This is a genomic window from Pseudarthrobacter sp. NKDBFgelt (genome assembly GCF_046097905.1).
Lineage (GTDB): Bacteria > Actinomycetota > Actinomycetes > Actinomycetales > Micrococcaceae > Arthrobacter > Arthrobacter polychromogenes.
On the sequence record NZ_JBJURL010000034.1, the window covers coordinates 1 to 24618 of the forward strand.

Consider the following 24618-nt stretch of genomic DNA (forward strand, 5'->3'; position numbering starts at 1 on the left):
CGCTGGCCCTGCACTGGCGCGAGGCGCCGCCATGGGAGCGCTGGCGACTGGCCCGCAGCGTGGGACGGGACCGCCGTCGGGCATGACACCCGCGGTGACCACCCGCGGTGAATCACCGCGCGGCGGGGCGAAACCGTTCCGGGTAGAGCAGCGGCAGCTGGAGGCTCAGCCACGGGCTGAAGGCCCAGGGGGCCGCAGCGACGGCGGTGGTGATCTCCAGCGGCTCCACCCACCGCCACTCCATCACCTCGTCCTCGCTGGGATCCAAGGCGGAAGCTGCGCGCGCGGTGTAAACGGGGCAGATTTCGTTCTCGACCACTCCTGATGCGTCCACAGCCCGGTAACGGAAATCCGGCAGCCGGAGCTCCACGCCTTCGAGCCGCAGTCCAAGCTCTTGCCCAGCACGGCGCGCCACCGCATCCTCGGTTGCCTCGCCCGGGCAGGGGTGCCCGCAAAAGGAGTTGGTCCAGACACCGGGCCATGTCCGCTTTGACAAGGCGCGCCGGGTGATGAGGAGGCGGCCTTCACCGTCGTACACATGTGCCGAAAAGGCCAGGTGCAGCGGCGTGGACGCGGAGTGAACGGTGGCTTTCTCCTGGGCACCGACAGGTGTTCCGTCTTCGGCCGCCAGGACAACCAGTTCTGCGCCGCGGTTCATTTCCCTCCAATGGTTCGCCCGTGTTTACTTTACCTATGGATAAGGAGACCACATTGGCGGGTTCAACCGAGAGCCGCCTGGTCGATGAGGTCCTGACGTCCTTTTTCGCCCGGTCAAAGGCCCGGGCCGAAGCGATGCACCCCGCCTACCACGCCATGTGGGAACACCTGGAAACCTCCACGGTCGGCGGGAAGCGTTTCCGCCCCCGTCTGGTGATGACCATCTACAGGCTGCTCGGCGGAAACGATACGGCCACGGCGGCCACCGTCGCCGCGTCCTTCGAACTGTTGCACACGGCGCTGATTGTGCACGACGACGTGGTGGACCGGGACTTCGCCCGCCGCGGCGTGCCCAACGTTTCGGGGACCTACCGCGACCTCGCCGCAGCCCGGGGAAGGAGCCCTGAACGTGCAGATCACACGGGGATGTCGGTAGGAGTCATAGCCGGTGACCTGGCCCTCTCCAACGCCTACCGGCTGATGGGCGAGGTAGACGTTGATCTCCCCACCCGGCGGCGGCTCGGCGAGATTCTGGACGAGGCCGTCTTTGCCTCCGCGGCCGGTGAACTGCTGGACGTGCTCGCCCCCCTGGACCCCACGCCCCAGAGCGTTGCTGAAGTGCTCACCATGGCACGGCTGAAAACTGCCGTGTACTCCTTCGAGGCGCCGCTGCTGGCCGGCGCTGTGCTTGCAGGAGCGGACGAAAGACTGGTGGCGGCGGTGGGTGAGTTCGGCCGCTGCATCGGCATCGCGTACCAGGTGGCCGATGATTTGACCGGCGTGTTCGGCGATGAATCCCGGACCGGCAAAGTCGGCTGGGGCGACCTGCGCGAGGGCAAACGCACCGCACTGATCTCCCATGCGGCAGTCGAGCCGCAATGGCCACGGATTGCCGAGCTGCTCTCCGGCCCGGACCTTACCGCAGCGGGTGCGGAGGAAGTGCGTGGACTGCTGATTGAAGCAGGTGCCCGCAACCGGACCATGCAGCTCGCCGCCGACCTCACCGGACGCGCGCTCCGCGCCCTCGACCAGCCCTTCGTACCCCAGGCCTTACGCGACGGGCTGGCGCCCATTTCCGGGGTCGTCACGGAACGGATACCCGCATGAGCGATGACCGTGATGCCCTGGCCGACTACACAAGCGCCGCCTTCAAGTCCTCCGCTGTGGTGCTGCGGTCCTATTCGACCTCCTTCGGCCTGGCATCACGGCTGTTCGGGGCCGGCGTGCGCCGCCAGGTGGAGTCCGTTTACGCGCTGGTGAGGGTCGCGGACGAAATCGTCGACGGCGTCGCGTCCGCCGCGGGCCTGGAACCTGGCGAAAGCCGGCGCCGGCTCGACGGGTTCGAACACGAGACCGAACAGGCTTTGGCCACCGGTTACAGCACCAACCTGGTGATCCACGCCTTTGCCGACACTGCCCGCCGCACCGGCATCGGAACGGACCTCACCCGCCCGTTCTTTTCCTCGATGCGGGCAGACCTCGACCAGATCGAACACACACCGGAGTCCTTCACCAAGTACGTCTACGGTTCGGCGGAAGTGGTGGGCCTGATGTGCCTCAAATGCTTCCTGCACGGGCATTCGGTGAGCGGGGAAGAAATGGCCCGGCTGGAGCGCGGCGCCCGCCACCTCGGTGCAGCCTTCCAAAAGGTCAACTTCTTGCGGGACCTGGCCGAGGACTTTACGTCCCTGGGACGCAGCTACTTCCCGGGCCTCTCGCCGGCCAACTTCGATGAAACCCACAAGAACCGGCTGCTGGACGACATCGAGCACGATCTGCGAGAGTCCCGCGCCGTGCTGCGCCGGCTGCCACGCTCCAGCCGGCTGGCCGTCGCCCTGGCCCAGGAACTCTTCGCTGAACTCGCCGGGCGCATCCGCGCCACCCCCGCGCCGGAGCTAATCCGGGCCCGGATCAGCGTGCCCAACCCGGTGAAAGTGCAGATCGCCGCCGCGGTCCTCACCGGCAGGCGGGGACTGGCCCCCTCCAGCCCCGACACCGCCCGGGCAGAGGCACCGTGAAGCCGCCACTCACCCCCGGACGCACCGCCGTCGTGATCGGTGGCGGCATCAGTGGCCTGGCAGTTGCCGCGCTGCTGTCCGCGGAGGGGCACCACGTCACGGTGCTGGAGCAGCAGGACGCCGTGGGCGGGCGCGCCCACTCCTGGAGCCAGGACGGTTTCCGGTTCGACGCAGGTCCCTCCTGGTACCTGATGCCCGAGGTAATTGACCACTATTTCCGGCTCCTGGGAACCTCAGCTGATGAACAGCTGGACCTGGTGAAACTGGACCCCGGCTACCGGCTCCTCTCGGAGGGCTTCGCTGAACCCCTGGACGTGCCGGCCGAGCGGCGCCGCGTGGCGGAGCTGTTCGAGCAGCTGGAACCCGGCGCAGGCGGACGGCTGGAGAGGTATCTTGATTCGGCCGCCGAAACCTACACCATGGCCACCCGCCGCTTCCTGTACTCGACGTTCGAGTCGTTCGTCCCGCTGCTCAGGCCGGACGTGCTGGCCCGCCTGCCGCGCCTTGGCCGTCTGCTGCTGCAGCCGCTGCACAGCTATGTCCGGGGCTATGTGTCCGACCCGCGCCTGCAGCAGATCCTTGAGTACCCTGCGGTGTTCCTGGGAACCTCGCCGTTCACTGCGCCGAGCATGTACCACCTGATGAGTCACCTTGACCTCGACGAGGGCGTGCTCTATCCGATGGGCGGCTTCGGCCGGCTGGTGAACGCCGTGGAGGGCCTTGCCCGGAACACCGGAGCCACTATCCTGACAGGTGCCGAGGTGATCGGAATCGACACCTCTTCCGCCGGGACCCGGCGGCGCCCCGCGGCCGTGCGGGCGGTCCGCTACCGCACCGGCGACGGGACCCAACACACTATGGCGGCCGACGTCGTTGTTTCCGCCGCCGACCTGCACCACACGGAAACCACGCTCCTTCCGCGGAATCTGCAAACCTACCCGCAGCGTTACTGGTCACGCAGCACCGCCGGGCCCAGCGCCCTGCTGCTGTACCTGGGCGTGCGGGGTGAGCTGCCGGAGCTGGAGCACCACACCTTGCTGTTCACCGGCGACTGGGAGGAAAACTTCCGGGCCATCTTCGGCAGGAAGACCTTCATCCCCGCCCCCGCCTCGATGTACGTGTGCAAGCCCAGCGCCACCGATCCCACGGTGGCGCCGGACGGGCATGAGAACGTCTTCGTCCTGGTGCCCGTTCCGGCGGATCCGGGCCTTGGCGGCAGCGGTGACGGGAAGATCGAACGCGTGGCCGATGCCGTGATCCAGCAGCTCAGCGACTGGGCGGGCGTCCCGGACCTTGCAGAGCGCATCGTCCTGCGGCGCAGCTACGGACCTGCCGATTTCGAACGCGACTACCACTCATGGAAGGGCACCTCGCTGGGACCGGCGCACACGCTGCGCCAGAGCGCCTTTTTCCGGGCCGGCAATGCCAGCCGGAAAGTCCAGGGACTCTACTACGCGGGCGGTTCAACCATTCCCGGGATCGGGATACCCATGTGCCTGATCAGCGCCGAACTCGTCGTCAAGCGGCTGCGCCGTGACCTGAGCACAGGCCCGCTGCCGGTCCCGTTGGGCCCGGACAAGGTGCGGGAGGACACGGTCACGTGATCGCTGCGGCCTACCTTTCGTTGCTCCTGGTGTCGCTGGGCTGTATGGTCGTGCTCGACCGGCGCCTGCGCCTGTTCTTCTGGCATGATGCCCGGCGCGCAGCTGCCGTGCTCACTGCCGGGCTGGCGTTCTTCCTCACCTGGGACCTGGGCGGGATCGGCCTCGGCATATTCTTCCGTGGCCACAACGAGACGATCGGCATCGAACTCGCCCCCGAACTGCCCGTGGAGGAACCCATCTTCCTGCTCTTCCTCAGTTACCTTGTCATGAACCTGTTCCTGCTGTTCCGCCGCGGCCTTCAGGTGCGGGCACGCCGGAGTGAACACACGGAGGAACGCTTGTGATGTACTGGGCACTTAATGCCGTGTTCCTCACGGTGGCACTCGGCGTGGCAACCGCCGCGCTGCACGTGGTGAGCGCCGGGCAGCGCAAGATCATGCTCGCCGCGGCAGGCGGCACCGCCGCCGTCGTACTCGTGCTCACAGCCGTTTTCGACAACCTGATGATCGCGGCAGGACTCTTCAGCTACGCCTCAGAGCTGATCTCAGGAGCCGCCGTCGGCCTGGCCCCCCTGGAGGACTTCGCCTACCCGGTGGCCGCGGTGCTGCTGCTGCCATCGCTGTGGGTTGTCCTCGGCGAACGCTCCCGGAAGCGACGGACATGAAGACCCTGCGCACCCTGCTCGTCTCCTCGCGTCCGCTCTCGTGGGTGAACACCGCCTACCCGTTCGCGGCGGCCTACCTGCTCACGGCCGGGCAGATCGATGCCGCCTGGATCGTGGGCACGCTGTACTTCCTGGTTCCATACAACCTGGCGATGTACGGGATCAACGACGTCTTTGACTACGAATCGGACCTCCGGAACCCCCGCAAGGGAGGCGTGGAAGGCGCCGTGCTCGAGCGCTCCATGCACAGGACCACCCTCCGCGCCGCGGTGGCCACCAACGTGCCGTTCCTCGCCGTGCTGGTACTGCTCGGCGGACCACTGTCGTGGCTGGTGCTGGCCATCAGCATTTTCGCGGTGATCGCCTACAGCGCGCCGGGACTGCGCTTCAAGGAACGCCCCTTCCTCGACTCGGCCACCTCCAGCACCCACTTTGTGAGCCCGGCCCTCTACGGACTGGTTCTGGCCCAGGCCAACTTCACGCCCGCGCTCTGGGCCCTCTTGGGCTCCTTCTTCCTGTGGGGCATCGCAAGCCAGGCCTTCGGGGCGGTCCAGGACATCGTCGCCGACCGCGAAGGAGGTATCGCCTCGATTGCCACCGTCACCGGCGCGTCCGCCACCGTCCGGTTCGCCATCGCCGCCTACCTGCTCGGCGGGGCGCTGATGCTGTTCACCCCCTGGCCCGGCCCGCTGGCCGGCCTCCTGGTGCTCCCATACGTGGTGAACATCGTCCCCTTCGCGTCCTTGAAGGACGACGACGCCGGGCTCGCCCACCGCGGCTGGGAACGCTTCCTGTGGCTGAACTACGTGACCGGGTTCTTCGTCACGATGCTGCTGATCTGGAACGCATCCGTCCGCTGACATGTTTTGCCTCTGGCTTCACGCCCAGCAGGAGGATCCTACCGCCATGAGCCAGGCGGGCATGGTCAACAACCAAAACGACGGCCTGCATATGCGGCCCGCTGAGCCCGCCCCAACTTGTGGCAACTGAAAACGACAGGATGTGAGTGGAAAACAACCGGTTTGCTTCGACGCAGCCCGGGTATCAACAGGACGAACGGCAGCCACAGCAGCTGAACGATGCCGCCGCTATCAGCAGCGCCACCCCACTCACTACATAAATAGTATTGGAGTATGTTCACTCGTGCACGGATTCTGGATGCTGCCGTAGAGCTGCTTGGCACGCAGGGCCTGAAGGCGCTCACACACATCAGGGTTGATATGGCCGCAGGGGTTCCTAAAGGTTCGACATCGAATTATTTCCGCACTCGCGCCGCTCTCCTGACCGGGGTGGTTGAGTGGCTTGCGGACCAGGACCTGGATGTGCCGGTTCGGCGGCCAAGCCCGCCGACTGATGTTGGCGCCTTTGTCGCTCTGCTGGCCCACTGCATTGAGGCCGCCACCACAGCATCCAGGCCCCGGACCATTGCCCGGTATGTACTCTTCCTCGAAGGCACGCATAACGAAGACGTCCGCCGCCCCCTGCTCACCGGACGCGCGTACCTCCGGTCATTCATCGAAACCTCGATGGAGAGCCTCGGAGCCCATGATCCTGCGGCGGCGGCGACTGCCATCACCGCAGTGGGCGAAGGCATGATTATTCAGCGGTTGACTGTGGACCCGGATGCGGACGTACGCGCACCCATTGATGCCGTCGTGCGCGCGTTTGTGCCGCGTCGGCGCACCCGAGCATCGGACTGATAGGACGCTGCCGGAGGACATGGCCACCATCCCCGGCCCGCTGATTGGTGCTGGCGATGGCCGGCGCCATCGGCTACCTTCCGATGTATTTTCAGATGGCCGCCAGCGCCACCGCCACCGATTCGGGGCTGGCGATGATTCCGATGATGGGAGCACTGCTCGTCGCCTCGGTCAGCTGGCGTCCAAAACCGGCAGGTACAAATGCATGCCGATCGCCGGCGGTGTCATCAGTAATAGACAATGCCCTGCCGGCGCCGATCAGGGATGCCATTATGCCCTCCTATACGACGCCCTGACACCTATCTTCGTCTGGATGGTCCCCCTGGCCCTGATCTGCTTCGATGAGTCTGACAACTCAACCGTGGTTATGCCGGCACCACTTTAGTTCGCCGCCGATGCAGTCAGGATGTTCCGAGACAGGGGTGCGAGGGGTTGGGGCCGCTGCAATCCTCGGACAAGGATGGCGGCTTAGGACGGGGGGGTTGGGAAGATGCAACCAACTGATGGCTTCGGTTCTGGAACTGAAGAAGCGTGTGGGGCATGGCAGGGTTTGCTGGCCCATTGCCCAGTTGGCAAGTATCAGATCTACGGGGCTTTTGCCGAGCAATGCAATGCGTGAGGCAGCGCATGGGACGCGAAAAACCGAACGAGCGTGGCGGCTTATGGAGATAGTTGTCATATCGACTAACAGGGGGGATTCGGAGCCGTTTGCGACAGCGTTGACGGCTGTCATCGCTGCGCGAGCGTCGTGGACCTCGATTCTGGCTTCAGAGTTCCAGAGAAGATGGATGATTCCGTCGTTTCCCAGCGCGACAGTGCCTTTGCCGCCTTCAACTTCGATTTGCTGCATACATTCCCCCGAAGTGGCGCCAACTAGTCGTGATTGACCGGCGTCGCCGCCCATGTGTAGATGGCCTCGATGACCGGGCGCAGATTCTGTCCCTTTTCGGTAAGTACATACCTGGGGGCCGCCGCAGGATCCCCGCAAACCCTCATCAGGAGTCCTTCGCATTCGAGCTGCTGCAAGCGCTCGGACAGCATGCGGTCGGACAGCCCGGGGACGGCTGCGCGGATGCCATTGAACCGGTCAGTTCCGCTCAGCAGCGCACGGATGATCACACCGTTCCAGCGGCGTCCCAGCAGCTCGACCGCGTGATGAAAGGACTCGCAGTACCGTCCGCTCGTTTCGTCCATTGCAGAACCCTGAAACCTTTCCATACCCACACAGTGGACTTACTATTAGTAAGTACTAATAGTAAGTACAAATAGTAAGGGTAACTCGAAGGAGATCACCATGGATGTCCTCGTCCTCGTTGGCCGAATCCTATTCTCCGCCTTGTTTCTCACCTCTGGCTACGCGCATATTGCACGGCGGCAGATGATGACCGTTTATGCCGCCGGCAAGGGTGTTCCTCTGGCCCGTCTTCTGGTGCCCGCCACGGGAGTGCAGATCATCGCCGGGGCACTGATGATTCTCCTGGGCATCTGGCAGGACCTCGGCGCACTGCTTCTCGTCCTATTCCTCATACCGACGGCCATCCTGATGCATCCCTTCTGGAAAGAGGACGACGCTCAGACCCAGGCCCTCGAGCAAAGCCAGTTCATGAAGGATATTGCGCTGGCCGGCGCCGCCCTGGTGATGTTCGCGGTGTTCGCCGCGCTCGGCGATGATCTCGGCCTGGTCGTCGCCGGGCCGTTGTTCAATTTCCACTGAGCGCCGCTCCCGTGAGGACAGGCAACCCCTCAGGGCCGCGGCCAGGCACCGAACATATGCCTCTGAGCCTTGGCTTCATCGAAAAGCACTAGATCGGCCAGGCGGCGCACCGGCGCCGTCAGCGGAATCAACGTCACCCTAGTTCCGGGCCAGCAGCTTCTCACCGTCTGGACGCCAGTTCCCCACCCGGTGAAACGTGGCGGTAGAGGGTCTGGCGGGTGATCCCGAGCTCGGCGCAAAGATCACTGACTTTAGTGTTGGGTTGTCCCATCGAGGCCATGGCGAGCCGAAGCTTCGCGGGGGTCATCTTGTAGGGCCGTCCGCCGCTGCGGCCACGGGCGCGGGCGGAACCGAGGCCTGCGAGGGTGCGTTCGGAGATAAGTTCGCGTTCGAATTCGGCGAGAGCGGCAAAGATTCCACAGACGAGCTTTCCGGAGGCGGTAGTGGTGTCAATGGCTGCGCCCTGCCCGGTGAGCACCTTCAGGCCAATGCCCCGTTCGGTCAGGTCATGGACGATGTTGACCAAATGCCGCAGATCCCGGCCCAGCCGGTCCAGCTTCCAGACCACGAGGGTGTCGCCGTGGCGCAGGGCCTTGAGGCACGCTGCCAGCTGGGGCCGGTCATCCTTCCTGCCCGAAGCTTTGTCTTCGTAGAGTGAACCCGCGTCAATGCCGGCGCCAAGGAGCGCGTCCCGCTGCAGGTCCGTGGCCTGTCCACCGGGGTTCGTCCCACAACTGCCAAGGCCGACAACGTCACCGCCCGCGCGTGTAGGGTCACCGCGTCCCTGTCGATCGCAGCGACGTCGGCCACATCCAGCAGCAGGCCGAAGGGCTGATCATTGAAGGCCGCAATGAGTTGTTCGTGGACCTGCGAAGCCTGCAGCGTCGTGATCCAGACTCCGGGAGTAAGAGTGATCCCCACCAGACCGTCCTCAATCCAGGCAATCCGGACGCCGCCAAGGCTGCCACGTCCGACATGGTTCAGAGAGCCTTCCAACTCGGTCGGCACTATCCTCATCGAACTGGCGGCACTGCCCGTTTCCATATGTCTGTTTCCCCAATGATGCGAAAGGCGTGCAGCTCTATCTTTCACCGGCTTTCCACGCGGTGGCGACGGAGCGGGGCCTTTATGCGGATTAGACTACCAGCGAAGTGTGACATGAGTCATCGCATTTCAGATCCACCCCCACCATGGCTGCAGCACTGAGGCAGATCCATACTGAGGAAGCCCGCGGCGTACAGTAACCCAGCCAGGCTGTGCACGGCCGCCGGCTGCTGGAGGTCAGCCCCGGCACCACAAAGATCGCTCATGGCTGTCAGCAGCCAAAGTTGACGGCCACCTGCCCTGTCGGCTTTGAATTTGAACTACGCGGGGGCCAGTGCCTTTGGAAAACCGGTTACCGGACGTCTGGGGCGACGGACGCCTATCCGCGCCGATTTACTTGGTTTAGGCGGAGATGATGCGGCGGGCTCTGGTTGCACCCTCGGCGAGGATTGGCCCCGGATCGGCCGGGGCACCGCCGGCGGTCCATTCCCCTGCGCAGAAGTGCATCAGCGCGAAGGAGAGCACGACCGTCATGCGCGCGTCCTCGTTCAGCTCCGGGGACTCTTCCCCGTGCCCGTTTTCCATACCGGCCTCTGCCTGAAGGCGATCACGAACCATGCTGGCGACCGTGTTCTGGGCCTCCTCCATCCGGGCGAACTCCTTGATCGCCAGGACCGGGTTGGCTTCGATAATCTGGCGGCGCTTGCGAAACAGCTCGGGATCGGCGCTGCCGGACTCCGTGAATGCGGCGGCCAGAGTCTGGAGCAGATCCTCCAGCGGGGAGCCGCCCCTGCCGGCGACGTACGCAGCGCGCAGCGCCTCCCCAGGCAGGGGCAGTTCGATGCCCAGGACCGCGCCCTCCTTGGATCCGGCATAGTTGAAGAACGTCCGCTGGGAGATCACCGCGACATCGCAGATCATCTCCACCGTGACGTGATCGTAGCCGTGTTTCAGGGCCAGGTCCACGGCCCCCCGCTCGATGGCCTGCCGGGTGGAACGCCGTTTGCGGGCTCGAAGTCCCTGTGCGCGGGTTTCCGTCATATCCGTTGGGCCTACTCGTAGCGCAATGCATCGATCGGGTTCTGCACCGCGGCGCGGCGCGCCGGGAGGGTACCGGCGATGAACGCAATGAGCATCACCACGAGTACCACTACGGCGATCGACCCCGGCTCGAAGAGCATGATCTGCAGGCCGGGCAGACCCGAGAGCACAGAATCGGCCAGGGCATCGCTGATCAAGGTGCCGACTCCCACGGCCACGGCGGCTCCGAGGGCACTGCCGAGAAATCCGATGAACACGGCTTCGATGCTGAACAGTCCGAACACCTTGCCGCTGCCCATGCCCATGGCCTTCATCAGCCCGATCTCGCGGGTCCGTTCCTGGACGCTCATCAGCAGGGTGTTGACGATGCCGAAGCCCGCGGCGATGAGGGCGATGACCGCGAAGGCATTCAGCACGCCGATAATGCCACTGATGACGGTCTGAAACGCGCCAATCTGATCCTCAGTGGTTCGGGCCCGGAAGCCCTCCGCGGACAGCTCCTCCTTGATTTGCGCGACCTGCTCGTCGGTGGCTTCTGTGTCCAGGTGCGCAATGGCCCCCATGTAGCCGGCATTCGCGGCCGTGGTGCGACCGGATTTCTGAATCTCATCCAGGGCGTCAATGAGGTGCTGGTTGATGCTGGCCCCGAGGTCCAGCAGCGTGGTGTTTTGCACGCCGACGATCGTCGCCCGCAGGGTCTGCTGCGTCCCGACCGCGTTGGTTGCTCCGAGGACCACCTCGGCCCCGACCGCGTCCTGGGCGTCCGAAAAGCCGAGTGGCTCCACGTATTCGGTGGGCAGGATTAGTTCGCTGGTGTCGTTTGTGGAAAGGGGGGAACCGGCGGCGAGATCTGGGACGGTTGCGGCCGAGACGGGGTTTAGGGTCAGTTGGTAGCGTTCCCCGGTCTCGGTTCCGATGAAATCGGCCGTGACCAGCTTGGTCGGTTCCACCCGTTCGATGCCCTCTACGGCGGCGATCGTGTCGATGTCCCCACTGCTTAGCACGCCCGGGAAGCCGGGGGCCCCACCGGGCAGGCCGCCCGGTGCGGTGGCCTTGTCCGGGTCGTACACGGCCGGACCGTCGGCGGATCCGGCGACCTGGTCTTCGGGGGCGACCGTGATGTTCAGGACCCCCTCGGCGCCGATGGCGCCAAGCTGGTTGTCGATGTAGCTGGAAATGCCCGCACCGATGGCGCTCGTGATGGTGAGGGTGAATGCACCAATGAAGATGGCGATGACCGTCAAGCCCGTGCGGAGCTTGCTGCGGAATGTGTTCTGTACGGCGGTAATGAGCAGGTCGGCGGTCTTCATGCCTGTACCTCCAAGCCGTCGCGGAGATTGATCTGGCGGTCGCAGCGAGAGGCGAGCTCGTGGTCGTGTGTGACGATGATTAACGTAATTCCCTGTTCGCGGTTGAGTTTGAAGAGGATGTCTTCGACGACATGACCGGTTGCGGTATCGAGGTTGCCGGTGGGTTCGTCCGCGAAGATGACCTGCGGGTTATTGACCAGGGCGCGGGCGATGACCACGCGCTGCTTTTGACCGCCGGAGAGGTCCGTGGCTTTGTTCTTCGCCTTGTCCTCCAGTTCCAGGGACCGGAGGGCATCCACCCCGAGGCGCGTTCGCTCAGCGGCTCCGACGCTGGCAATCTTCAGTGGCAGCACCACGTTCTCGAGCACGGTGGCGTTGGGGATAAGGAAGAACTGCTGGAACACGAACCCGAAGTCCTCGTTGCGCAACTCGTTGATGACTGAACTTTTGAGCCGTGCGGGATCGGATCCCTTCACGGTGAGGCGTCCGGAATCAGGATCGTCGAGCAGAGCCAGGATGTGCATCAGGGTGGATTTCCCTGAGCCGCTCTTGCCGACGATGGCCACAGACTCACCTTCGTTCACCGTCAGGGAGACGCCCTTGAGAGCCTTGAAGGCACCCTCCCCGTGGCCGTAGGTCTTATGGACATCTCTCGCTTCGAGGATAGGAGTGCTCACGCGCCACCATTTTCACTTGTTGCAGTGCCTGCAAATTAGCAGTCATGCAAGTCTACGCATCCGAAACAAAAGCCGGAACTTCCTGCGTACAGGCACGGGAATGGGTGCACCAGGAAAAACGCAGCCACCCCACTAATCAGTGAGCCGCCACCGCAATCCGACCGAATCTGAACCCGGCCTCCCCGGACTTCTAGAACCACGGCGTGATTGCCTACAGAGTGTTCCAGCTCCCAGGTCCGGATGTCCTACTTCCTTGGGACTATAAGGTCGACGTCCTGCTCAGCAGTTTAATTCCGTCGGGACGAAGCTCACCGGTGGGAGATACATGCCTGTACAGCGTCTGGCGGGTGATCCCTAACTCCTTGCAGAGGTCACCGACCTTGGTGTCGGGCTGGCCCATGGACGCCCTCGCCAGCCGGACTTTGGCTGCGGTCATCTTGTAGGGCCTACCACCTTTTCTTCCACGTGCCCGGGCGGAGGCGAGGCCGGCCAGGGTTCGTTCCGAGATGAGTTCCCGTTCGAATTCGGCCAACGCTGCGAAGATTCCGAAGACCAGCTTCCCGGAAGCCGTGGTGGTGTCGATGGCAGCCCCCTGGCCGGTGAGGACCCTCAGCCCGATTCCGCGTTCGGTCAGGTCGTGGACGATGTTCACCAGGTGGCGCAGGTCCCGGCCCAGCCGGTCGAGTTTCCAGACGACCAGAGTGTCGCCCTGACGGAGGGCTTTGAGGCATGCAGCCAACTGGGGTCGGTCATCCTTCTTCCCGGAAGCCCTGTCTTCGTAGAGGGGGTCCGGGCCCATGCCGGCAGCAATGAGGGCGTCGCGTTGCAGGTCTGTCGTCTGTGAGCCGTCGGCCTTGGACACGCGCATGTATCCGACCAACATGAGAACCGCTCCTCTGTTATTTATACGTTCGTTTAAGTGACGGCAAAATTCTGAATCCGCCTGAGTCCGCATTGTGTCACTTAACCTGTGATTTATTCTACGTCAGTCAAAGGGTGGTCATCTTTCTGTTTGTGACAGAAAGTTTAGGGGTATCTGAAGCTCGGCGAAGGTGTCCCGAAGACCGCGCAGAGATTCTTCACTGCGGCACCCGTAGCGTGCGAAGTCGAAGAGGTGCTTCGCGACCACGCCCAACTCTTCGGCCGCGCTGTCCGCCGCCCCGTGAGTGACCGTGGCGAGGGCCGCCAAAGGCGCAATGACCTCGTCCTGCCGGCGTAGGCGCCCCCACGCCCTCTCCGACATACCCAGCACCCCCGCTCGAGGATCTGCGGGTCATCCGATGTCATTAAGGGCGCTGACGGTGCAGACGACTCTTGACCATGATTCAGGCTAGTGCAGACGACTTCTGATGAAAATGCCGGCAGTGCACGCAACTTCTGACAAGCGGATGTCAACAGTCCCGTGCACCGGGATCATACTTCCGCATGAAGGGGTGCAGACGACTTCTGAAAACGACATTTTCGGAGGCTTGCCGAACACCGGTCAGAAACGGTCGTTTTAGACCTGATGAAAGAACAGGGGCCAAGCAAGGTCATCACCGTCGGTTCGAACGGCTCGAACCCAGCCAACGTCTTCCCACAAGCTATCCGCGGCGGAAAAGGCAATCATTGTTTGACCCGCGTACCGATTAACCATCAGTGCCACTGCTTCGGGGCCCCGACGCTTGCCGCGCTTATCACTGCGGACCACCACAAGATCAACGCAGACGTAAACCCCTGGGGGTAGTTCTTCGTAAGGTGCGCGGAGACGGTACTGAGGATAAATTCTGATCCGAGCTACCTCTTCGCCCTCTTCAAAGAAACTGAATTCCTCTTTGGAGTCACGAAGCGCAGCGTCCTTCCATTCGCCCCAGCCAAGCGCACCAGGATCGAACTGTGCGGCTTCTCGTAGCTCAAGCATTAGCTGTCCTTCAACCTACGGCCACCGGGAAGCTTCTCTCCCCACGCTGGGTACATCTCGCCTTGGTTGTGTTCAGCTTCCCGCCGCAGGGTTTCCGCTTCGATGGCTTTCGCAACGAAATGGGCCCAGGTGTTATCCCCCTCGACGTAGCTGGTCGCCTTGTAGGCCGCTTTGGCACGATTGCGAATAGCGGTGGGGATGCTTACGGTCATGGGCGCCGTCTCGACGTCCTTGACCTCTTCCTTCTTCGCGGCCGACTCTTGCCGGCGGCCCGGCAGCATCCGGGCTAGCGGTGCATCGGCTGTGGGGTGTGCTGCTGTCGGGCGAGGCGGTAGGCCGAGTACTGGACGGCTGGAGCTTTGGGCGGCACTCATGCGCTGACCTCCTGTGATTCCGTGGCGGCTACGCGCCGCGTTACTTCCATGGCGACGGCATGCAGGTCTTCAGCCACGCTGGATGCAGATTTTGGTCCTGCATGGGTGGCTTTGGCTTCTCCACGGAGAACCTCCCACCATTTGGGAGCCTTGCTGAGTTCCCGTTCGAGTTCGTGCGCCAGTAGCCCACGTTCCCTGCAGGCTTGGGCGGTGGCTTCTGCGTGACGGATGGTCATTGGGAACAGCACTTCGTCGGTGCCAAAGTCGGCGATGAGGTGATCGCGGGTGACCTTGTGGACCTGTTTTGAGTTGGTTCCGGTTCCCACCAGGACAACACCCAGGAGATCCAGTGAGGGGTTGAGCCCCACCACGCTGTCCATGCGTGCTGCCACCGCAGCAACACCTTTACGGCTGGACATATCCGTCTTCAGCGGCACCAGCGCATACCGTGCAGCTGCGACGGCCGCCGCCTGCAAAGGCTCGTTGCCGGGCGGGCAATCAAGAAGGACGAGATCGTACTCCCCCGCTACGGCTGCAAGCATCTTTGCCAGGGCCAAGTGGGCTGCATCGCGGTCCTTCTGGGCTTTCGCCCCGAGAAATGCTGCCGCATCATCGAGTTCAGGGCCGCCGGCGATGACATCCAAGTTGGGTCTGATACTCGTCAGCAAGGTCGGCTCGGCGCCGAAGCAGAGGGCGGCGGCCAAGCTCCTGCCGCCATCTCCTTGCTCGGAATAGCCCAGGTCCTCCGCGAGGTTGCCCTGGGGATCGAGATCCACGAGGAGCACGCGTGAGCCAGCCTCCGCGAGGAGTCCACCTACATTGGCTACAAGACTGGTCTTGAAGACTCCGCCTTTGCCGTTGATTACCGCGATAACCCTGCTGAGTGCGCCGCGGTCCAGATCGTGTTTCATCGAACCTTCCTTTCACAAGTGATCCCAGCGTAAACAGCGTTACTTGTTTCGCTTGTGAAGCTGGCTTGCGTGTCTTTACTTTTTTCACAAGTCAAAAAAGTAAAACTTATGTTGCAAGTTTCACTTTTGAAGCAAGTTACACTTTTGAAGCAACTTCCGCTTGCTTTGCTGTATACGCTTCATTCGCAAGCGAACGACCAGCATGAGGAAGCCCTGTAGGTAATGCCCGGAAAAATGCGTGCCGGCACCCGGGCATCGCTGCAGCCCGGTTCGTCATCTATGCGACGTTCCAGATCGCAGCATCCCCAGGAGGCAGCCAATACTCCTCCCGTTCCTGGTCGTACAGTGCACCTTCATCAACCTCAACCATCCGGAAACGGTCCAGGTATGCGTGCCAGCGGGCACGTTCGAACCGGTTACGGCTTATATGGGCCTGGTAGTCCTCCAACACGCCCAGCCTTGCCGCCAGATTGGTGAGATTAACTGCCGTTCTCTTCCAGTAACCGTGGTCGCGGTAAATCATGCCCAGGGCCTCCATCTCAGTCAGCGCGGTCGATACGGCGTTGCGGCTGATGCTCGTGAAGCGGACAATCTCCGCGGTGGTGGGGGAGTGCCTAGATCGTTCGATGGATTCGTAGACAAGGGCAGCCACGTCTCCCAGGCTTCGGAACACGGGCCGAACGGCATGGATGCGTCCTTTGCGCCACGTCAGCTCCCTCGCTAGTTGCTGAAGGTGCCTAGGCAACTGAATGAGGTAGACGTCTGCTGTCTTGTAGCGAGCATCCGCGACTTTGGTGAGAATTCCATCGGAGGCCTGGGCCAGAGCGGGAAGTAGGCGAGCAATGGTGACATGGTGCTTTCCCAGCGCGACCGCAAGCGTACGACAGCCGACATCGAGAAGATCCGTTTCTTTCGCCCTCATGTAGCCCAGCAGGCCGCGGATCAAGAGGCGGAGGCTGAGTCCTTCGCGGCCCCTCGCTGCCAAGCGGCGGTCCAAGACGGCGTACAGGACATTTTCCAAGTCGTTCACGAGTTGGTGGATTGACGCGGAGCTGCGGTTGAGTGCCCCCCCTGTGGGTTGAGTAGGGCTTGTGTTGTTAATAAGGGCATTGATTGTCCCAGTTTCACGGGACTTACGTTTTTGGGTGCTGCCGGCGTTGGTGAACGCCTGGGCGTTGGCCCATTCGCTGGAAAGGAGCCGCGCTTGTTTGGCTTGCGTGCCGTAGAGGGCTGCCAGGCCCGGGAACTGGCCGGTGAGTTCGTTCCGTACGTCTTCCAGGGTCCAACCGCACGCAGCGAAGTGGTTCAACACACCCATGCGGGCCTCTGAGGCGCTGGCGTACTTGGCCGTGTCGTAAATGCCAGTGCGTGCAATACGGCGCAGTGGGCTTTCGCTGCGGCCAGCGACGGGCAGCTGTCCAGCAGTGGTCCGTACTGTTGCTGCTTTGGATTGGCGTTTTTGGATGGCCTTGTTGCGGGCCAGCTCCGGGGCCAGTGCGGCGCGCAATGCTGCAATGGCACGCGCTGAGTTGCGGACGCGGAGGGTGGCGTAGGCCTGGGATAGGGGAGTAATGAGGGTTTGGTGGCCGCCAGCCTTGTGCCTTGAGCCCGGGACGCGGATGCAGCCGTCGGTGATGTTCTGGTGGGGGCTCGGGTCCAGGCTTGCGGCGAGAAGGCCGAGGGCTTCGACAAGCTCGCGGGCTTTGGCGGCGGTGAGGCGTTGTTGAAGGGGAATGTAGATGTGCCTGCCGCCGCTGGGGGAGAAGTCCTCCACGTAGCTGATGTTCGCTTCACCCAGGAGCTTCCTGAGCCGGGCTGCGTCTGAGTCCACGACGCTCTTCAGTGCCTTGGATGTATCCAGGTCGATGCAGAGAGTGGCTACGGAACCGTCCGTACCGTGGATCATGACTGCTGCGGGGTGCTCGGGCAGAGACGTCGTAATGGTGGGCGGAGTTGCCGGCCGGGGGTATTGGAACCTGGTGCCCATCCATCGGCCTAGGCGGTAGGACGCTTGCCCGGCGATCAGGGGTGCAAGGATCCACGCCTGCTGAGGGCTAGGTTGGCCCGCGACACCCTTATGTGCGTGCGTTGACGCGGAATTGACTTCCGGTACCATAGACAGCAGTTACTCCTTCGGGGGGAACGACAAAATCCACCCACTGGGTGGGTGTTGGACAAAAGTTCAGATCGACATCCCGCCAAGAACGAGATCTGAACTAAATACTTAACGAAGGCCCGCCATGTGCGGGCCTTCAGTTATTAACTGGCCTTCGGTATAGGCAATGTCTCCTGATTGCGCAGTTCTTCAAGGTCAATGGAATCTATATGCCTGGCAACCAGCGGTGTCAGGTAATCAACTGCGTTCGTGCCAAGAATTTCCATAATGGCCCGCAGCTTTTCGGCCCGCGCAAGATCGGGCTTGACCACGAACGTGTGCCGGGGCCCCTTGGACGGGCGGCCACCCTGAGCAAGCTTCTGAATTGCCATAGTGCTATCTAAGCGGTTTTGATAAACGAAACCCTGCACGTCGCCGCGGCGTGTCGCTCTTTTTGAAAGAGTCATCGCATGGGGTGTGACTGGCCCAGCAAGCTCGTGACAGATTCCGGATGGCATGATTCCAATATGTCATAAAACCCGGAATTTTGGGATTTGGGACCCTCAGGGTTAGTTCTTCCACGCTCTTCGGACTATGGCTTCCACGGACTCGCCGGCAGGATCAGTTGCAGGATTGGCAGCCATGGCATCCCGGAACAAGGTCCTGGTCGCTCTCAAAGACCGAAAGTAGCGTCCCTGGCGGTCGATACGCCACCGCGAGACTCCCAAGTAGGCGGCAGCCGCCCGCCGCTCCATGCCAGCTGCCAGGCACACCTTCACTGCCTCGTAGATGACGCGATAGGCAGCCTCGTGCTCCCGCGGTACTTCCGATAAGACGCTTTTTACTGCTTCCTGCGCTCGTTGGGGGGTAGTCATGTCTCCCGGCCTTCCTAATCGAGTGAGAGGGCGGATCCCAGCTCGGTCTTCACTTTTCTGTTCCTGCGTGCGTAAGCAAAAAGCGCGAGCCCCACAACCACGAGGGCAGTGGAGGCGTAGGAGATGAGCATGTACAGGTAGACCACATTCCCGCTACCAAACCACTCGACAGGGTACGCACCGGCGCGCAAGAGGGAGAGGGCGAAACCACCGGCGATCATGCCTGAAGCCGCCCGGCCTGTCCGGAGAGGGTTCTTCTTGGAGTCAAGGTACGCCGGCCGCACCAGGGGAAGGACAACGTAGGCCACGTAGAACAGCACCAGCCAGGTGTTGATGCGAACACTGGGCTGTGTGGCGAAGTCCAGCATCTGGGGGGATGAATACGGGGCGTCTGTGGCCACGACAGTCCACAGCAGGCCAACGGAGACGAGGCCCAACACAACGGTTCCGGGAGCACCCACTGTCCACCGACGGGCAAAGGGGGATCCGTAGGCGACACTAAGGTGCCCGCCCAGAAAGGCGACGGCTACCAGTGCGCAGTACTTGGAGATGAGGTCGGTAGCGTTGGTTATCGGCATTATCGAATCCAGCGCGTAGTACACGGGCGGTATCAGCAGCAGATAAGCGGTGGTGAGAAAGATGCCCGACAAAGCGATTCTGCTCGCCTTTCCCCGCAAGGCGTGCTCAAACCCGGATGCGGGTGTATTTATGCGCTTGAACGTAAGACTGCCCAATAGGATGAGCATGAGCGTCACCGGGACGACACCTAGTGGATTCATCCCAGAAGCTCCGTCATCTTTTCCGCATACTCCTGGGCTTCCTTACGTTGTTTGACGCGCCGCTGCAGCAGGTTTATGCGGCCGGAGATTAGCTCGACAAGTGCATCGTCCGTGATTTCAAGCAGCTCGTCCTCCCTGGCGCGTGGTTGCCAGCCTGCCTCGGCCGGAAGCACGAGGCCGACAACCACCAGACCTGATGCGAAGGAAGTGCCTGCTGCTCTGGAGGCTGCTACCGCAAGCGGTGGGGTCAGCTTGTTTTCGGTGAGCTGCGTGAAGATGTATGTCAGGGCCATGCCAGTCTCCTCTGCCATGCGGTGCCTGATGTCGCCGGAGTCGATGGCGTCAATCCATGCCCGATTGGATCCCTCGTGCGGGAAGTCTATGAGCGGAATATGTTTCCGCAGATCCCGCGGGTAGTACTTCTTCGAGGTGCGGAACTGTAGCTCGGCCATCAGGTCTGCGTGGTGGACCTGGCTTAGCACTTCTGCCGGCGTGGGCTCAATCCGTCTGGTGTACATGTCCCTGTACGGGTCAAAGGCGGCAAGGGACTCCAGCACATTCGCTCCGGACGCGCGCGCCACGGCAACGACCGTCGATTCTGCAACGTTTCCACGACGCAGTTGGTTGCCCAAAGTGCCTCGGTGCAGCCCCGTCAGAGCGCTCAGAGCGGCAGGGGAAGTGCTGATGGACTGAGCGTCCAGCCAGCTCTTGAACTCTGAGGCTGAGACAGGCACAAACACTCCTTGGATGGGGCAAACACGACAAGACGCGCACGATTGATTCTGCTAGAATGATCCCAATAGTTAAGCATCCGCAAATACTTAACCGTTGGTTTCAAATCCATCCTAGCCTTACGGCTGAGTTTAGCCGGGATGGTTTTTCCGTCCGGGGGCAGGCCCCGGAATAGCCCAGGGGAGGGGCGACATGCGCGTCACTATGCGGTGCAGGGGCGGGACTGACCTGTTTATCGGCTGCTGGTTTCGCACCGACAGAATCAGGCGGTCTTCCTAATGGGTGTCGCTGCTGCTGGGGCAGCAACAGCCGTTGCAGGTAAGGCGTTTCGAAAAGTCGTTGTTCCTGTTGCCGCCGCTACCGCCCTCGCCCTGGGCTTCGTTGTTGTGGTTCTTGACGATGGCGGAACACCGGCTCAGGCCGCTTCTGCCTGTGTGGCACCTGGCACGTCAGATGTATCCGCAGCATCAGCGGTCCCCGGCAGCACAGTGGCCGGGTTCGATGGTGAGCAGATGAAGAACGCGGCCGCGATCATGAAGGCTGCAGCGGATCTGAAGCTGCCCGTGGCCGCACAGCTGATCGGTGTTCAGGCTGCCATTGGTGAGTCCACGCTGCGGGTCATCGATTTCGGTGACGGTGCTGGCCCGGACTCACGCGGGCTGTTCCAGCAGCGGGCAAACGGTTCGTGGGGTTCCTACGAGGACCGCATGGACCCCCACACCAGCGCTACAAACTTCTTCAAGGCTCTCCAGAACGTTCAGGGGTGGGAAACCCTTGAACCGACCATTGCTATCCACCGCACGCAGCGGAACGCGGATCCACACCACTACACCCGGTTCCGGGAACAGGCCACGCAGATCGTCAAGGCACTCGGCGGGGAATCGGCTTCCCTGGTGGACCCGTCCGGGGTATGCCCCGGTGAGAGAAATCAGGTTGTCGGTGACATTGCCGGGAAGTGGGTCAAGCCCCTGCAGAAGGCTGTCATGACCAGCGGGTACGGCCCGCGGCCGGCTCCTCCCGGTACGGCCGGGGGAGTGCTGGCCAACTTCCACTACGGAATCGACTTCTCCACTCCTGGCCAAGCCGGGGCGATTGTGGCGATCACGGATCTGAAGATCGTGAAGATCAGAAACCTTGAAGGCCAGTTCGGAACCGGCGTCACAGGCCAAACCCTGGACGGGAAGCTGACCATCGGGATGTACCACATGGAGGCCGGCTCTCTAAAGGTCAAAGAAGGCGACACCGTTGCCGCGGGAACCCCCCTCGGGACTGAAGGTGCGACCGGCAACGTCTTCGGTCGGCACCTGCATATGGAGTTTTACGCCGGGGCCCTGCCTAATCCGATGATCCCGGTCAACGCCACCATCGACCCCACACCGATCCTCAAAGAGAAAGGCATCCTGTGATGCGCAGAACCGCACTCGCCCTGCCCCTGCTGGCCACCGCAGTCCTGCTGACGGCCTGCGCCGGGAGCCCGACCGCACACACAACCACCACCGCGGCCGCGCCGGCCCCGACCAGCACGGCCGAGGCTGAGGCGAACTCAGCCGGCGACGGCCACGAGCATGACGAGGCCTCCGAGCACTACCACGGCCCTAACGTCACCTGGGATGCCGTCGCCGAAGCGAAGGTCAAAGAGACCGCCGCGAAGGCCATGGCACTGTTCGGCCGGCCTGCAGTGGAGGAGACGACGTGGTTCAAGGACCTGGAACCGATGCTCGCGACCGAGTACAAGGAAGACGCCCGCTACATCGATCCGGCCCGCGTTCCGTTCTCCACCGTCACGGACGGTCCCGCGATCAGCCGGGAAGCGCAAAACCCCATGACGGTTACAGCATCCTTCGACACCAACGCCGGGCCGTGGACGATGATGCTCCACCGCATCGGCCAGGACGATCCCTGGCTCGTCACCTCCATCAGCCCGGTGACTCCCCAATGAGCACGCCCACCGCCGGCGCTGACGACTTCGGCACAGCACCGCTGTTCACCGACCCGCTCACCGGCCCCCAACGGCGCAGCCCGCAGGGAACAGGCACAGACAGTGCCCCAATCCTGTTCCAGGAACCGGCACCACAGATTTTCAAAAGTCAGAACCCCGCAAACGAAAGGAAGACCCGATGAGTACCAACTGGTCAGGCGCCGAGCGGAAGTCACGCGCCCCCATCAGCCTGCTGAACCCCGAACCGTCAGTAGAAGACAATGCCGCAGAACCCGCCAAGGAAACCGCGGCCCCAGCCGTTTCTGTCGCTGGGCCGGCACAGGCCCAGCAGGCGGCCGTGGAAGCTCAGGCGGCCCCCTTGGTCAGCGGCCGGCGCAGCGCATCAGTGCTGCAAAAAGACAACATGAACGATGAACTACCACCGGCCACCGGCTGGCAGGCCTTCCTGCGGACCGTGACGTTCGGGCTGATCAAGCCCAAGGTCGGCGCAGCCGAGCTGGCCCGCCGCACAGACCTTTCCGCGATCCAACGGGTCTACTCCAGGCCCATGCGCATCATGGTCGCCCAGCCCCTGGGCGGAGTCGGCAAGACCATGTGCAGCGTCGGAATCGGCTCAACCTTCGGGATCCACTCCGGCCAGCACGCCATCGTCTGGGACAACAACGAAATGATGGGCACCCTCGGTGTTCGGACCAACGCCAACGGCTCCACCCGCACCGTGTGGGACCTGCTGAACGTGCTGGAAAAGTTCGAAACCATCGAGGCGCGTAAAGGTGATTTTTCCTACTACACCCGCCACCAAGGCAAGAACCAGTTCTCCGTCCTGGCATCGGACGAAGACCCGGATCGGATGAAGTCCATCGGCGCGGACGAATTCAACCGCATCCACACGGTGGTCAGCCGGTTCTACGACACCATCGTCCTGGACACCGGAAACAACACCCGCTCCGAAAACTGGCTGGCCTCCATCGACGTCACAGACCAGCTCGTAATCCCTGTCCGGCTCCAGCGCAACGCCGTCGTCTCGGCCCTGCGAATGATCGAACAGCTCGAATCCATGTCCGAGCGCCAGGGCAACCCGCACTACAAGAACCTTGTCGCCAATGCCGTCGTCGTCATCACCCAGGGCGGGGGCGCCAAAGTCTCGGCGACCGATCAAGCGAGCCTCCGCGCCCAGCTCGAATCCACGGTGCGGTCCATCATCGATATCCCCTATGACGCGGCCCTGGACAACGGCTCAATCATCGACTGGCAGCTCGTGGGCGATCCCGCCCGCCGCGCCTTCGAACGCGTCACCGCAGAAATCGCCGCAGGCCTGCTCGAGGTAGACAACCGCAACGCCCACGCAAGTATCAACACCACCAACCGATAGGAAACCCACACCATGTTCAAGAGCATCCTCACCAACGTCACCATCCCCGCGGCCGCAGATAACCCCCTGGACGGGGTGACCCCCAACATCAACGTCTTCGGAGTTCAGTTCCAAGGCGCGGTCCAGCTGATCCTCGGCGGGCTCTGGGCCCTGGTGCTGATCCTGGTCACCGCTGCTTTCCTGATGAACCTGGGCAAGTGGGGAATCGCACGGCAGCGCGGCCACTCGGACGACATTGCAGATGGCGCGGACGGTGCCAAGCGCAGTGGTGTCGCCTTCGCCGCCGTCGCCGGCGCCAGCGTCATCATCGGCGGCATCCTCGCACTCACTGCCGCAGCAGGAGCCTAACCAACTGGTGGCACACTTCATCGTTGGCAGCTGTCTCCTACCGAAGAACGGAACCAGACCATGAGAACGAAATGGAAGCTACTGATCGCGATTGCCGCCGTCGTGGTGATCGTGGCAGTCGCCGTCGTCCTGATAAATCTCCGCCCCACGGAACAGGCTTCACAGCCCGAACCCACCGCTGGAACGGACATGGTCGCTGGCAAGCTCGGATTTCCAGTCTCCAAAATCAGCATCGGAGAAGGCGGAACCACAACGGCCGCCGACGGCAAAACGCCCATCGGCTACAACGGCACCTGCGACTCGGCCGCCCAGGCAGCAGCCAACTACACGCCGGTCCTGCACGATGTGAACACTAAAACCTGGGAAGCCCAGAAAGCCACGATGAAGACGTTGGCCTCGGACGAAGCATGGATCAAAGATGCAGTTCTGCTTGGCGACACCTACACGACGGCGGCCGCGTCCGGAAACTTCAAGAGCTTCGATGGCGGCTGGCTCGACCGAGTGGATGTCAAAGCCGGGGGCCTCTACCGGCTCGTTTCCTGCGAGGCCGAGAACCGTGCATTGATTCAGGTGGTTTATGGCGGTCTGCGCGGCGGTGAAGCAGAACCCGGTGGCTACTTCGGTACCGATTCCCTGGAACTCGTTTGGGACGGAGATTGGAAAATCTCTGACGTCCTGGTGCGTATTGATGACACAGAACTTGCTGACAAGTTCCCTGACCCGGGCCCTGCGGGCGGTCTCGTCGGCGCTTCAACCGGAGAGATGCCCGCTCTCGATAACGGGCTGGTCGGCCGCTACTTCGAAAACCTGAGTAAAGAAGGCTGGGTGGAGTATGCAAACGCTACGCGCTAGCAGCAGGATCGG

Annotated in this window: 27 protein-coding genes and 1 pseudogene; 13 read left to right on the forward strand and 15 right to left on the reverse strand. The window is 62.7% G+C overall.

Annotated elements, in window-relative coordinates; translation table 11 throughout:
• Positions 1-112: 112 nt before the first annotated feature.
• Positions 113-658: an isopentenyl-diphosphate Delta-isomerase gene (gene idi, locus ACKAE7_RS10805; RefSeq protein WP_408979148.1), complete on the reverse strand. Its 546-nt coding sequence runs from the start codon at positions 656-658 to the stop codon at positions 113-115.
• Positions 659-711: 53 nt separating this feature from the next.
• Here idi and ACKAE7_RS10810 point away from each other — a divergent pair, with 53 nt between their 5' ends.
• From ACKAE7_RS10810 to ACKAE7_RS10840, 7 genes are all read left to right on the forward strand, one after another.
• Complete coding sequence (locus tag ACKAE7_RS10810) at positions 712-1764, forward strand: polyprenyl synthetase family protein (RefSeq protein ID WP_408979149.1); 1053 nt, start codon at positions 712-714, stop codon at positions 1762-1764.
• The gene (locus ACKAE7_RS10815) at positions 1761-2675 is read left to right on the forward strand and encodes a phytoene/squalene synthase family protein (RefSeq protein ID WP_408979150.1); all 915 of its coding nucleotides are present in this window, start codon (positions 1761-1763) and stop codon (positions 2673-2675) included. Before ACKAE7_RS10810 ends, ACKAE7_RS10815 begins: the two co-directional genes overlap by 4 nt.
• Positions 2672-4279 carry a phytoene desaturase family protein gene (gene crtI, locus ACKAE7_RS10820; protein WP_408979151.1) on the forward strand — a complete coding sequence of 536 codons (1608 nt, stop codon included), beginning with the start codon at positions 2672-2674 and terminating at the stop codon, positions 4277-4279. The genes ACKAE7_RS10815 and crtI overlap by 4 nt, the downstream gene beginning before the upstream one ends.
• Positions 4276-4623, forward strand: a complete 348-nt coding sequence (locus tag ACKAE7_RS10825) for a lycopene cyclase domain-containing protein (protein WP_408979152.1) — start codon at positions 4276-4278, stop codon at positions 4621-4623. Before crtI ends, ACKAE7_RS10825 begins: the two co-directional genes overlap by 4 nt.
• Positions 4623-4943 (forward strand): lycopene cyclase domain-containing protein, encoded by a 321-nt coding sequence (locus tag ACKAE7_RS10830; RefSeq protein ID WP_408979153.1) that lies wholly within the window; start codon positions 4623-4625, stop codon positions 4941-4943. Before ACKAE7_RS10825 ends, ACKAE7_RS10830 begins: the two co-directional genes overlap by 1 nt.
• Positions 4940-5803, forward strand: a complete 864-nt coding sequence (locus tag ACKAE7_RS10835; protein WP_408979154.1) for a prenyltransferase — start codon at positions 4940-4942, stop codon at positions 5801-5803. The genes ACKAE7_RS10830 and ACKAE7_RS10835 overlap by 4 nt, the downstream gene beginning before the upstream one ends.
• Before the next feature lie 273 nt (positions 5804-6076).
• A complete protein-coding gene (locus ACKAE7_RS10840) occupies positions 6077-6643 on the forward strand; it encodes a TetR/AcrR family transcriptional regulator (RefSeq protein ID WP_408979155.1) in 567 nt (188 codons plus the stop codon).
• A 91-nt stretch (positions 6644-6734) separates the two neighbouring features.
• On the opposite strand, the gene ACKAE7_RS10845 is transcribed toward ACKAE7_RS10840, so the two are convergent.
• Complete coding sequence (locus ACKAE7_RS10845; RefSeq protein WP_408979156.1) at positions 6735-6914, reverse strand: hypothetical protein; 180 nt, start codon at positions 6912-6914, stop codon at positions 6735-6737.
• Positions 6915-7516: 602 nt separating this feature from the next.
• On the reverse strand, positions 7517-7837 hold the full coding sequence (locus ACKAE7_RS10850; protein WP_408979157.1) for a winged helix-turn-helix transcriptional regulator: 321 nt from the start codon (positions 7835-7837) through the stop codon (positions 7517-7519).
• A 100-nt stretch (positions 7838-7937) separates the two neighbouring features.
• Here ACKAE7_RS10850 and ACKAE7_RS10855 point away from each other — a divergent pair, with 100 nt between their 5' ends.
• Entirely contained in the window at positions 7938-8357 is a 420-nt protein-coding gene (locus ACKAE7_RS10855; RefSeq protein WP_408979158.1) for a DoxX family protein, read from the forward strand.
• A 138-nt stretch (positions 8358-8495) separates the two neighbouring features.
• Here the strand turns inward: ACKAE7_RS10855 and ACKAE7_RS10860 are convergent.
• The 12 genes and pseudogenes from ACKAE7_RS10860 to ACKAE7_RS10915 all read right to left on the reverse strand — a co-directional run bounded on the left by ACKAE7_RS10860 (position 8496) and on the right by ACKAE7_RS10915 (position 20097).
• Positions 8496-9057: pseudogene (locus ACKAE7_RS10860) on the reverse strand (recombinase family protein).
• 746 nt (positions 9058-9803) lie between these two features.
• The gene (locus tag ACKAE7_RS10865) at positions 9804-10442 is read right to left on the reverse strand and encodes a TetR/AcrR family transcriptional regulator (RefSeq protein WP_408979159.1); all 639 of its coding nucleotides are present in this window, start codon (positions 10440-10442) and stop codon (positions 9804-9806) included.
• Between the two features lie 11 nt (positions 10443-10453).
• Complete coding sequence (locus ACKAE7_RS10870; RefSeq protein ID WP_408979160.1) at positions 10454-11752, reverse strand: ABC transporter permease; 1299 nt, start codon at positions 11750-11752, stop codon at positions 10454-10456.
• Positions 11749-12429 carry an ABC transporter ATP-binding protein gene (locus ACKAE7_RS10875; protein ID WP_408979161.1) on the reverse strand — a complete coding sequence of 227 codons (681 nt, stop codon included), beginning with the start codon at positions 12427-12429 and terminating at the stop codon, positions 11749-11751. Before ACKAE7_RS10875 ends, ACKAE7_RS10870 begins: the two co-directional genes overlap by 4 nt.
• Before the next feature lie 259 nt (positions 12430-12688).
• Positions 12689-13312 (reverse strand): recombinase family protein, encoded by a 624-nt coding sequence (locus tag ACKAE7_RS10880; RefSeq protein ID WP_408979162.1) that lies wholly within the window; start codon positions 13310-13312, stop codon positions 12689-12691.
• Between the two features lie 615 nt (positions 13313-13927).
• Entirely contained in the window at positions 13928-14329 is a 402-nt protein-coding gene (locus ACKAE7_RS10885; protein ID WP_408979163.1) for a hypothetical protein, read from the reverse strand.
• Positions 14329-14703, reverse strand: a complete 375-nt coding sequence (locus tag ACKAE7_RS10890) for a ParB family protein (protein WP_408979164.1) — start codon at positions 14701-14703, stop codon at positions 14329-14331. Before ACKAE7_RS10890 ends, ACKAE7_RS10885 begins: the two co-directional genes overlap by 1 nt.
• Positions 14700-15614 (reverse strand): ParA family protein, encoded by a 915-nt coding sequence (locus ACKAE7_RS10895; protein ID WP_306971343.1) that lies wholly within the window; start codon positions 15612-15614, stop codon positions 14700-14702. The genes ACKAE7_RS10890 and ACKAE7_RS10895 overlap by 4 nt, the downstream gene beginning before the upstream one ends.
• Positions 15615-15891: 277 nt before the next feature.
• Positions 15892-17730 (reverse strand): hypothetical protein, encoded by a 1839-nt coding sequence (locus ACKAE7_RS10900; RefSeq protein ID WP_408979165.1) that lies wholly within the window; start codon positions 17728-17730, stop codon positions 15892-15894.
• 143 nt (positions 17731-17873) lie between these two features.
• The gene (locus tag ACKAE7_RS10905) at positions 17874-18227 is read right to left on the reverse strand and encodes a hypothetical protein (RefSeq protein WP_408979166.1); all 354 of its coding nucleotides are present in this window, start codon (positions 18225-18227) and stop codon (positions 17874-17876) included.
• A 371-nt stretch (positions 18228-18598) separates the two neighbouring features.
• A complete protein-coding gene (locus ACKAE7_RS10910; protein WP_306971346.1) occupies positions 18599-19162 on the reverse strand; it encodes a hypothetical protein in 564 nt (187 codons plus the stop codon).
• A 197-nt stretch (positions 19163-19359) separates the two neighbouring features.
• Positions 19360-20097, reverse strand: coding sequence for a hypothetical protein (locus ACKAE7_RS10915; RefSeq protein ID WP_306971347.1), 738 nt, complete (start codon positions 20095-20097; stop codon positions 19360-19362).
• 276 nt (positions 20098-20373) lie between these two features.
• Here ACKAE7_RS10915 and ACKAE7_RS10920 point away from each other — a divergent pair, with 276 nt between their 5' ends.
• The 5 genes from ACKAE7_RS10920 (at position 20374) to ACKAE7_RS10940 (ending at position 24606) form a co-directional block, all read left to right on the forward strand.
• On the forward strand, positions 20374-21501 hold the full coding sequence (locus ACKAE7_RS10920) for a M23 family metallopeptidase (RefSeq protein ID WP_408979167.1): 1128 nt from the start codon (positions 20374-20376) through the stop codon (positions 21499-21501).
• Positions 21501-22034, forward strand: a complete 534-nt coding sequence (locus ACKAE7_RS10925; protein WP_408979168.1) for a hypothetical protein — start codon at positions 21501-21503, stop codon at positions 22032-22034. The genes ACKAE7_RS10920 and ACKAE7_RS10925 overlap by 1 nt, the downstream gene beginning before the upstream one ends.
• 178 nt (positions 22035-22212) lie before the next feature.
• Positions 22213-23406: a MinD/ParA family protein gene (locus ACKAE7_RS10930; RefSeq protein ID WP_408979169.1), complete on the forward strand. Its 1194-nt coding sequence runs from the start codon at positions 22213-22215 to the stop codon at positions 23404-23406.
• A 12-nt stretch (positions 23407-23418) separates the two neighbouring features.
• Positions 23419-23754, forward strand: a complete 336-nt coding sequence (locus tag ACKAE7_RS10935) for a hypothetical protein (protein WP_236809825.1) — start codon at positions 23419-23421, stop codon at positions 23752-23754.
• 60 nt (positions 23755-23814) lie between these two features.
• On the forward strand, positions 23815-24606 hold the full coding sequence (locus tag ACKAE7_RS10940; protein ID WP_408979170.1) for a hypothetical protein: 792 nt from the start codon (positions 23815-23817) through the stop codon (positions 24604-24606).
• Positions 24607-24618: the final 12 nt, after the last annotated feature.

Bases quoted from the DNA above. Each gene is read 5' to 3' on its own strand.
- ACKAE7_RS10930 (WP_408979169.1), top strand. From the start codon at position 22,213: ATGAGTACCAACTGGTCAGGCGCCGAGCGGAAGTCACGCGCCCCCATC.
- ACKAE7_RS10840 (WP_408979155.1), top strand. From the start codon at position 6,077: ATGTTCACTCGTGCACGGATTCTGGATGCTGCCGTAGAGCTGCTTGGC.
- ACKAE7_RS10855 (WP_408979158.1), top strand. From the start codon at position 7,938: ATGGATGTCCTCGTCCTCGTTGGCCGAATCCTATTCTCCGCCTTGTTT.
- ACKAE7_RS10925 (WP_408979168.1), top strand. From the start codon at position 21,501: ATGCGCAGAACCGCACTCGCCCTGCCCCTGCTGGCCACCGCAGTCCTG.
- ACKAE7_RS10835 (WP_408979154.1), top strand. From the start codon at position 4,940: ATGAAGACCCTGCGCACCCTGCTCGTCTCCTCGCGTCCGCTCTCGTGG.
- ACKAE7_RS10885 (WP_408979163.1), bottom strand. From the start codon at position 14,329: ATGCTTGAGCTACGAGAAGCCGCACAGTTCGATCCTGGTGCGCTTGGC.
- ACKAE7_RS10815 (WP_408979150.1), top strand. From the start codon at position 1,761: ATGAGCGATGACCGTGATGCCCTGGCCGACTACACAAGCGCCGCCTTC.
- ACKAE7_RS10940 (WP_408979170.1), top strand. From the start codon at position 23,815: ATGAGAACGAAATGGAAGCTACTGATCGCGATTGCCGCCGTCGTGGTG.
- ACKAE7_RS10845 (WP_408979156.1), bottom strand. From the start codon at position 6,914: ATGGCATCCCTGATCGGCGCCGGCAGGGCATTGTCTATTACTGATGAC.
- ACKAE7_RS10900 (WP_408979165.1), bottom strand. From the start codon at position 17,730: ATGGTACCGGAAGTCAATTCCGCGTCAACGCACGCACATAAGGGTGTC.
- ACKAE7_RS10830 (WP_408979153.1), top strand. From the start codon at position 4,623: ATGTACTGGGCACTTAATGCCGTGTTCCTCACGGTGGCACTCGGCGTG.
- ACKAE7_RS10865 (WP_408979159.1), bottom strand. From the start codon at position 10,442: ATGACGGAAACCCGCGCACAGGGACTTCGAGCCCGCAAACGGCGTTCC.
- ACKAE7_RS10880 (WP_408979162.1), bottom strand. From the start codon at position 13,312: ATGTTGGTCGGATACATGCGCGTGTCCAAGGCCGACGGCTCACAGACG.
- ACKAE7_RS10850 (WP_408979157.1), bottom strand. From the start codon at position 7,837: ATGGACGAAACGAGCGGACGGTACTGCGAGTCCTTTCATCACGCGGTC.
- ACKAE7_RS10920 (WP_408979167.1), top strand. From the start codon at position 20,374: ATGGGTGTCGCTGCTGCTGGGGCAGCAACAGCCGTTGCAGGTAAGGCG.
- ACKAE7_RS10910 (WP_306971346.1), bottom strand. From the start codon at position 19,162: ATGCCGATAACCAACGCTACCGACCTCATCTCCAAGTACTGCGCACTG.
- ACKAE7_RS10905 (WP_408979166.1), bottom strand. From the start codon at position 18,227: ATGCCATCCGGAATCTGTCACGAGCTTGCTGGGCCAGTCACACCCCAT.
- idi (WP_408979148.1), bottom strand. From the start codon at position 658: ATGAACCGCGGCGCAGAACTGGTTGTCCTGGCGGCCGAAGACGGAACA.
- ACKAE7_RS10890 (WP_408979164.1), bottom strand. From the start codon at position 14,703: ATGAGTGCCGCCCAAAGCTCCAGCCGTCCAGTACTCGGCCTACCGCCT.
- ACKAE7_RS10935 (WP_236809825.1), top strand. From the start codon at position 23,419: ATGTTCAAGAGCATCCTCACCAACGTCACCATCCCCGCGGCCGCAGAT.
- ACKAE7_RS10895 (WP_306971343.1), bottom strand. From the start codon at position 15,614: ATGAAACACGATCTGGACCGCGGCGCACTCAGCAGGGTTATCGCGGTA.
- ACKAE7_RS10870 (WP_408979160.1), bottom strand. From the start codon at position 11,752: ATGAAGACCGCCGACCTGCTCATTACCGCCGTACAGAACACATTCCGC.